Source organism: Nocardioides caricicola (genome assembly GCF_039541135.1).
Lineage (GTDB): Bacteria > Actinomycetota > Actinomycetes > Propionibacteriales > Nocardioidaceae > Nocardioides > Nocardioides caricicola.
The window spans coordinates 541,796-548,278 of sequence record NZ_BAABFQ010000006.1 but is presented as its reverse complement, the minus strand read 5'-3'; the positions used below and the strand labels follow the sequence as shown (position 1 = coordinate 548,278).

Sequence of the window (6,483 nt, the reverse complement as noted above, 5' to 3'; positions counted from 1 at the left end):
GCCTGCACGCCGTGGGAAGTGCAGGTTCGTCGTCATACCGGGGTGAACCTGGGACGAGACAGCCTCAGCCGAAGCGACCGGAGATGTAGGCCTCGGTGGACTCCTCGTCCGGGTTGGTGAACATCTTGCTGGTGGGGTTGAACTCCACCAGGTGACCGGGCTCGCCGGTCGCCTTGAGGTTGAAGAAGCCGGTGTCGTCGGAGACGCGGGCGGCCTGCTGCATGTTGTGGGTGACGATCACGATCGTGTACTCGGACTTGAGCTCGTGGATCAGGTCCTCGATCGCGGCCGTCGAGATCGGGTCGAGCGCCGAGCACGGCTCGTCCATGAGCAGCACCTGCGGCTCGACGGCGATCGCGCGCGCGATGCACAGGCGCTGCTGCTGGCCGCCGGAGAGGCTCATGCCCGGCTTGCTGAGCCGGTCCTTGACCTCGTTCCAGAGGTTCGCACCCTTCAGCGACTTCTCGACGATCGAGTCCGCCTCGGACTTCTTCATCCGCTTGGAGTTCAGCTTGTTGCCCGCGAGGACGTTGTCGTAGATCGACATCGTCGGGAACGGGTTCGGCCGCTGGAAGACCATGCCGATCTGGCGTCGTACGGCGACGGGGTCGACGCCGGTGCCGTACAGGGACTGGCCGTCCACGACGACCTTGCCCTCGACGCGCGCGCCGGGGATCACCTCGTGCATGCGGTTCAACGACCGCAGCATCGTGGACTTCCCGCAGCCGGACGGCCCGATGAAGGCGGTCACGGAGCGCGCCTTGATCGTCATGTTCACGCCCTGCACGGCGAGGAAGTCGCCGTAGTAGATGTCGAGGTCGGAGACGTCGATGCTCTTGGCCATGGTGGTTCGGTTCCTCTCAGTGCCGCGTCAGCGGCCGGTCTTGGGTGCGAAGACGCGGCCGACTACCCGCGCGACGAGGTTCAGGATCATGACGATGGCGACCAGCACGAGCGCGGCGCCCCAGGCGCGGGCCTCGTTCTCGGCGGCGTACTTGCCGCCGGTCGTCACCGACGAGTAGATGAAGACGGGGAGCGTCATCATGCGCCCCTCGAACGGGTTGAAGTTCGCCGAGGTCGTGGTGCCGGCGATGATCAGCAGCGGGGCGGTCTCGCCCGCCACCCGCGCGATCGCGAGCGTGATGCCGGTGACGATGCCACCGAGCGCGGTGGGCAGCACGACCTTGACGATCGTGCGCCACTTCGGCACGCCGAGGGCGTACGACGCCTCGCGCAGCTCGTCCGGGACGAGCTTGAGCATCTCCTCGGTGGCGCGCACGACGATCGGGATCATCAGCACCGAGAGCGCCACCGCGCCGCCGAAGCCGAACCGGATCGCGGGCCCGAAGATCAGCGTGAACAGCGCGAACGCGAAGAGGCCGGCGACGATCGACGGGATGCCGGTCATCACGTCCACGAGGAACGTGATGTAGCGCGCGAGCTTCTTCCCCTTGCCGTACTCGACGAGGTAGATCGCGGCCATCACGCCGATCGGGACCGACATCACCGTCGCGCAGGTCGTGACGATGAAGGTGCCGATGAGCGCGTGGTAGATGCCGCCGCCCTCGCCGAGCACACCGCGCATCGAGTAGGTGAGGAACTCGGTCGAGATGACGGCCGCGCCCTTGCTCACCACCTGGTAGATCAGCGCGACGAGCGGGATCATCGCGACGCCGAACGCGCTCCACACCAAGGTGGTGACGAAGCGGTCCTTGGAGCGTCGCTCGCCCTCGACGAGGAGCGACCAGGTCGGCAGCACCACGAGGAGGAGCAGCCACCCGAGCACGAGCGTGCCGACGAGACCCCAGCCGAGCAGGATCCCGGCGAGCGCGGCGAGGCCGAAGGCGATGACGGCGGCGAGGACCGGGGCGAGCGCAGGCAGCTGCGGGTTCGTCAGCGGCAGGCTGCCGCGGTCGGCCTGCGGTCCCGGAGGAGTGATCGTGGTGGACATGGTCACCCCTTGACCTGACCGCGCGCTGCGATCCAGCGCCCGAAGAAGTTGACGGCGAACGAGATCAGGAACAGCACCAGGCCGCTGAAGACCAGGACGTTGATCTTCGTGCCCGACGCGTTGCCGAAGTTCAGTGCGATGTTCGCGGCGATCGTCGACGGGTTCTCCGGCGAGACCAGGTTGACCGTGACGACGCCGATCCCGACGGACAGCACCATCGCGACGGCCATCGTCTCGCCGAGCGCCCGGCCTAGTCCGAGCATGATGCCGGAGATGACACCCGAGCGGGAGTACGGGAAGACCGTCATCCGGATCATCTCCCAGCGGGTCGCGCCGAGCGCGAGCGCCGCCTCCTCGTGCATCCGCGGCGTCTGCGCGAAGACCTCGCGCGAGATCGCGGTGACGATCGGCAGGATCATGATCGCGAGCACGATCGACGCGGTGAGGATCGTCCGGCCGGTCGTCGCTGGGCCCTCGAAGAACGGCAGCCAGCCGAGGTTGTCGGCCAGCCACTGGTACGACGGCAGGATGGCCGGCGCCAGGACGAACGCGCCCCACAGGCCGTAGACCACGCTCGGGATCGCGGCCAGCAGGTCGATGACGTAGCCGAGCGTCTTGGAGATCCGGCGCGGTGCGTAGTGCGAGATCACCAGCGCCACCCCGAGCGACAGCGGCACCGCCAGCAGCAGCGCGATGACCGCGGCGAGCAGCGTGCCGAACAGCAGCGGCCAGACGAACAGGACGATGCTGTCGTTGCCGTAGGCCTGGTCGCCCGAGGCCGTGATGGCCGGCGCGCCCTCGACCAGCAGGAACAGGCCGACGCCGGCCAGGGCGACCATGATCAGGATGCCGGCGCCCTTGGCGAGTCCGGCGAAGACGACGTCGCCGCGGCGCTGGACCGGGCCGGCGATCTCCTCGGCCTCCGGCCCCCTCGTGATGGTGCTCACCTGTCTCCTTCGTGGTGTACCGACGTGCGCTGGTCCGGGCCCGACAGCATCGGACCCGGACCGCGCGACTTCAGCCGGTGATCAGCCCGCCGAGATCTTCCCGACGATGTCGAGGGCCTTCTGCTGCAGGGAGTCGGCGAGCGGCGCGACGCCGGCCTCCTCGGCACCGAACTGCTGGCCCTCGTCGCTGAGGATGTACTCCATGTAGCCCTTGACCAGGTCGGCCGTGGTCGCGTCGGAGTAGGTCTGGCAGGCCAGCAGGTACGACGTCAGCACGATCGGGTAGACGCCGGCCTCCTGGGTCTCGTGGTCGAGGTCGACGGCCATCGAGACGTCGGACTGGTCCGGCGCCGCCGGCGAGACCTCGAGGATCCGGGCCGCGGCGTCCGCCGACGGCTCGACGAAGTCCTCGCCGACACCGATGTTCGCCGTGTCGAGGTCGCCGGCCTGGCTGGCGTCGGCGTAGCCGATCGCGTTGGAGCCGCTCTTGACGGCGGACACGACGCCCGACGTGCCCTGGGCGCCCTCGCCGCCGAAGCCCTCAGGCCAGGTCTCGACGACGCCGCCGCCCCATGCGGAGGTCGCGACCGCGTCGAGGTAGTCGGTGAAGTTCTCGGTGGTCCCGGACTCGTCGGAGCGGTGGACCGGGTTGATGGCCGCGCTCGGCAGGTCGGCGTCCGGGTTGTCGGCGGTGATCGCCGGGTCGTTCCACTTGGTGATCTTGCCGGCGAAGATCCCGGCGAGGGTGTCGGGCGAGAGGTTGAGCTCGTCGACACCGTCGACGTTGTAGATGACCGCGATCGGGCTGACGTAGTTCGGGACCTCGATCGGGTCGCTGCCGCACGTCTCGGCGGCGGCGCTCAGCTCGCCCTCCTCGTCGGTGAGGTAGGCGTCCGAGCCGGCGAGCGGGAAGGCGCCGGAGATGAAGTTCTCGCGACCGCCGCCCGAGCCGACCGGGTCGTAGGTGACGCTGACGTCCGGGTTCAGGTCCTGGAAGCCGACGATCCAGGCGTTCTGGGCCGCCTCCTGCGCGGAGGAGCCACCGATCGCGAGCTCACCGGCCAGGTCACCGCCGCCGCTCTCGGTGCTGGTGTCGCTGCCGCCGTCGCTCTCGTTGGCAGCACCGCACGCGGTGACCGACAGGGCGAGGGCCAGGGCGGCGATACCGGGCGCGATCGCCCGGCGGAAAGAAGTGCGAGTCACTTCGATACTCCTGATGTCTGGATTGTTGTGACATCGGCGAAGTTAGGCAGCGCAGGTGGACGGTTCCGGGGCCGTCGGTGAACGACGGGTGAATACGAACCGCCCAGTGGGAGACGCCAGACCGTGCCCGAGACGGACATCACGTGAACAAGGCCGGGAGGCCTTGACCTCAGTGGACGAGATGTCCTTCGGTGGCGACCACCCTGCCCTTGCGCAGGTGGACCACGAGCATGCCGCCCGGGTCGAGAGCCGGGTCGGGCACACCGAGGGCGTCGAACACCGCAGGGAGCACCGGGCGATGGGTGCAGAGCACCGCGCTGTCCTCCGCGACGGAGAGCTCGTCGACCAGCCGCAGGACCGACGCCGCCGTCGCGTCCTCCTCCGACAGCCCGTCCTCGAGCTCGAGCTTCCAGCCGGTGATGTCGGCGTACGGTCCGACGGTCTCGACGCAGCGCGTGCTGCTCGAGCTGACCACCCGGGTGACGTCGTACGCCGCCAGCAGCGGCACCAGCTGCTGGGCCTGGTGCCGTCCCGCCTGGAGCAGTGGCCGCAGCCGGTCGTCCTGCCGCCACGCCTTGCGCGAGCGGGCCTCGCCGTGGCGGAGCACCACCAGGGCGTGGGTCTTGCGGCGCAGGCCGTGCGCCTCGCGGAGCGTCTCCCGGTCGTGCTCGTAGCTGAGCAGCTCGAGGGCGTCGTCGAAGCCGACCCACCGCACGTCGTCGATCTCGGCGTTGGGCTGGTAGCCGCTGACGTCGTCGCTGCCCACCGCGCGCCCGACCCAGTAGCTCACCGACTTCATCCGCCCCCCGGACACGGCGTAGCGCTGGCCGGCGAGCGGCGGTCCCAGCCGCACGTGCAGCCCGGTCTCCTCCGCGACCTCGCGCACGGCGCACGCGGCCAGGTGCTCCCCGGGGTCGAGCTTGCCCTTGGGGAACGACCAGTCGTCGTACCGCGGCCGGTGCACGAGCAGGACCCGCTTGCCGGATCGGAAGACCACGACACCGGCGGCGAGCACGTCCTTCGTGGCCATGGTCGCTAGTGTCACACCACGCCGACCCGAACAGGAGACCGCCGTGCGCAAACGCCCCCTGATCGTCGGTGGGCTCGTGCTGGTGCTGGTGGCCGTGGCCGTCGTGGGCGTGCGGATGTGGCGCGGCACGGCCGGCAGCGACCTCGAGCAGGCGGCGGGCTACGCCCCGGACGACGCCCAGCGGCTGTCGTGGACCGACTGGGCCAGGGTCCGGGAGGAGGTCGGCACCGACGACCTCCAGGACCTGCTGGACGCGGGGTTCGACGCGGACCTGACGTCGGCCTCCGCCCTCGTCGGCTCGGCGCCGCTGCTGCAGCCACGGTTCGGGTTCTCGCCCGCGACCGCGGAGTGGGAGCTGTTCAGCCAGTCCGACGCGGGCGCCGTGGTGATCGTGCGGATGCCCGAGGACACCGACTTCGACGAGCTGGCCGACACGCTCGACGACACCGGCTTCACCCGTCCGGACGAGGACGACGGCGTGTGGGAGGGCGGCGCGCAGCTGCTGCCCACGATCGGGGCGGACCTGACGCCGGAGCTGCAGTACGTCGCGCTGGACGCCGACGAGCGCCTCGTGCTCACCAGCGACACCCAGGAGTATCTAGAGCAAACCGTAGAAGACCTGAGACAGGGTGGATCTCCCGCCCCGATGGGCGAGGTGCTGGCCGCGTCCGGCGACCCGCTCACGGCCTCGGTGTACGACGGGGACTACACCTGCTCGGCACTCGCGATGAGCCAGGCCGACGCGAGCGACCAGGAGCTGGCCGACCGACTGATCGAAGCAGCCGGAGAGGTCAACCCGGTCACGGCGTTCGCGATGTCGGTCCAGCCGGACCGCTCGGTCCGGGTGGCTCTCGCGTTCGAGAACGCCGACCAGGCGCGCGCCAACGCCGACTCCCGAGCGGTGCTGGCCGAGGGGCCGGCAGCGGGCCAGGGTGGCGAGTTCGGCGACCGGTTCACGGTCGGGTCGGTCACCGCGGAGGGCGACGTGGTCACGATGGACCTCGAGCCTCGGGAGGGGTCGTTCGTGTTCTCCGACCTCTCGAGCGGTCCCGTGCTCTTCGCGACCTGCTGAGCGGGCCCGCTGGTCAGGACTCGTGGCGGGGTTCGGGTACGACACCCAGGATCTCGTCGATCTGATCCTCGGAGAGCCGGTCGTCGGACTCGCTCGCCGCGATGATCAGGTTCGTGGTGAGCTCCACCTCGCCGAGGAGGTCGGAGTCCTCGAGGGACACGTCGAACTGGTCGTGCACCTCATCACTCCTCAATACGTTCGGGGGTTTCCCTCCACCAGTCTCCAGAGTGCCCGAGGCCTTCGGAGGTGAAACGCGACATCGGGAAATGTGACCCATTCG

7 protein-coding genes are annotated in these 6,483 nt (G+C 69.5%); 1 reads left to right on the top strand and 6 read right to left on the bottom strand.

Annotated features, from left to right (window positions below):
* Positions 1-64: 64 nt before the first annotated feature.
* The 5 genes from pstB to ABD875_RS13995 all read right to left on the bottom strand — a co-directional run bounded on the left by pstB (position 65) and on the right by ABD875_RS13995 (position 5,131).
* On the bottom strand, positions 65-844 hold the full coding sequence (gene pstB / locus ABD875_RS14015; RefSeq protein WP_345177942.1) for a phosphate ABC transporter ATP-binding protein PstB: 780 nt from the start codon (positions 842-844) through the stop codon (positions 65-67).
* 27 nt (positions 845-871) lie between these two features.
* Positions 872-1,951 carry a phosphate ABC transporter permease PstA gene (pstA, locus tag ABD875_RS14010; protein WP_345177938.1) on the bottom strand — a complete coding sequence of 360 codons (1,080 nt, stop codon included), beginning with the start codon at positions 1,949-1,951 and terminating at the stop codon, positions 872-874.
* 2 nt (positions 1,952-1,953) lie between these two features.
* Positions 1,954-2,898 carry a phosphate ABC transporter permease subunit PstC gene (pstC, locus tag ABD875_RS14005; protein ID WP_345177935.1) on the bottom strand — a complete coding sequence of 315 codons (945 nt, stop codon included), beginning with the start codon at positions 2,896-2,898 and terminating at the stop codon, positions 1,954-1,956.
* An 81-nt stretch (positions 2,899-2,979) separates the two neighbouring features.
* Complete coding sequence (gene pstS, locus ABD875_RS14000) at positions 2,980-4,101, bottom strand: phosphate ABC transporter substrate-binding protein PstS (RefSeq protein WP_345177932.1); 1,122 nt, start codon at positions 4,099-4,101, stop codon at positions 2,980-2,982.
* A 169-nt stretch (positions 4,102-4,270) separates the two neighbouring features.
* Complete coding sequence (locus ABD875_RS13995; protein WP_345177929.1) at positions 4,271-5,131, bottom strand: NUDIX hydrolase; 861 nt, start codon at positions 5,129-5,131, stop codon at positions 4,271-4,273.
* Positions 5,132-5,174: 43 nt separating this feature from the next.
* On the opposite strand from ABD875_RS13995, the gene ABD875_RS13990 reads away from it, so the two are divergent.
* Positions 5,175-6,203, top strand: a complete 1,029-nt coding sequence (locus tag ABD875_RS13990; protein ID WP_345177926.1) for a hypothetical protein — start codon at positions 5,175-5,177, stop codon at positions 6,201-6,203.
* 13 nt (positions 6,204-6,216) lie between these two features.
* On the opposite strand, the gene ABD875_RS13985 is transcribed toward ABD875_RS13990, so the two are convergent.
* Positions 6,217-6,381 carry a hypothetical protein gene (locus tag ABD875_RS13985; protein WP_345177922.1) on the bottom strand — a complete coding sequence of 55 codons (165 nt, stop codon included), beginning with the start codon at positions 6,379-6,381 and terminating at the stop codon, positions 6,217-6,219.
* Positions 6,382-6,483 lie beyond the last annotated feature (102 nt).

Bases quoted from the DNA above. Each gene is read 5' to 3' on its own strand.
- pstA (WP_345177938.1), bottom strand. From the start codon at position 1,951: ATGTCCACCACGATCACTCCTCCGGGACCGCAGGCCGACCGCGGCAGC.
- pstB (WP_345177942.1), bottom strand. From the start codon at position 844: ATGGCCAAGAGCATCGACGTCTCCGACCTCGACATCTACTACGGCGAC.
- ABD875_RS13995 (WP_345177929.1), bottom strand. From the start codon at position 5,131: ATGGCCACGAAGGACGTGCTCGCCGCCGGTGTCGTGGTCTTCCGATCC.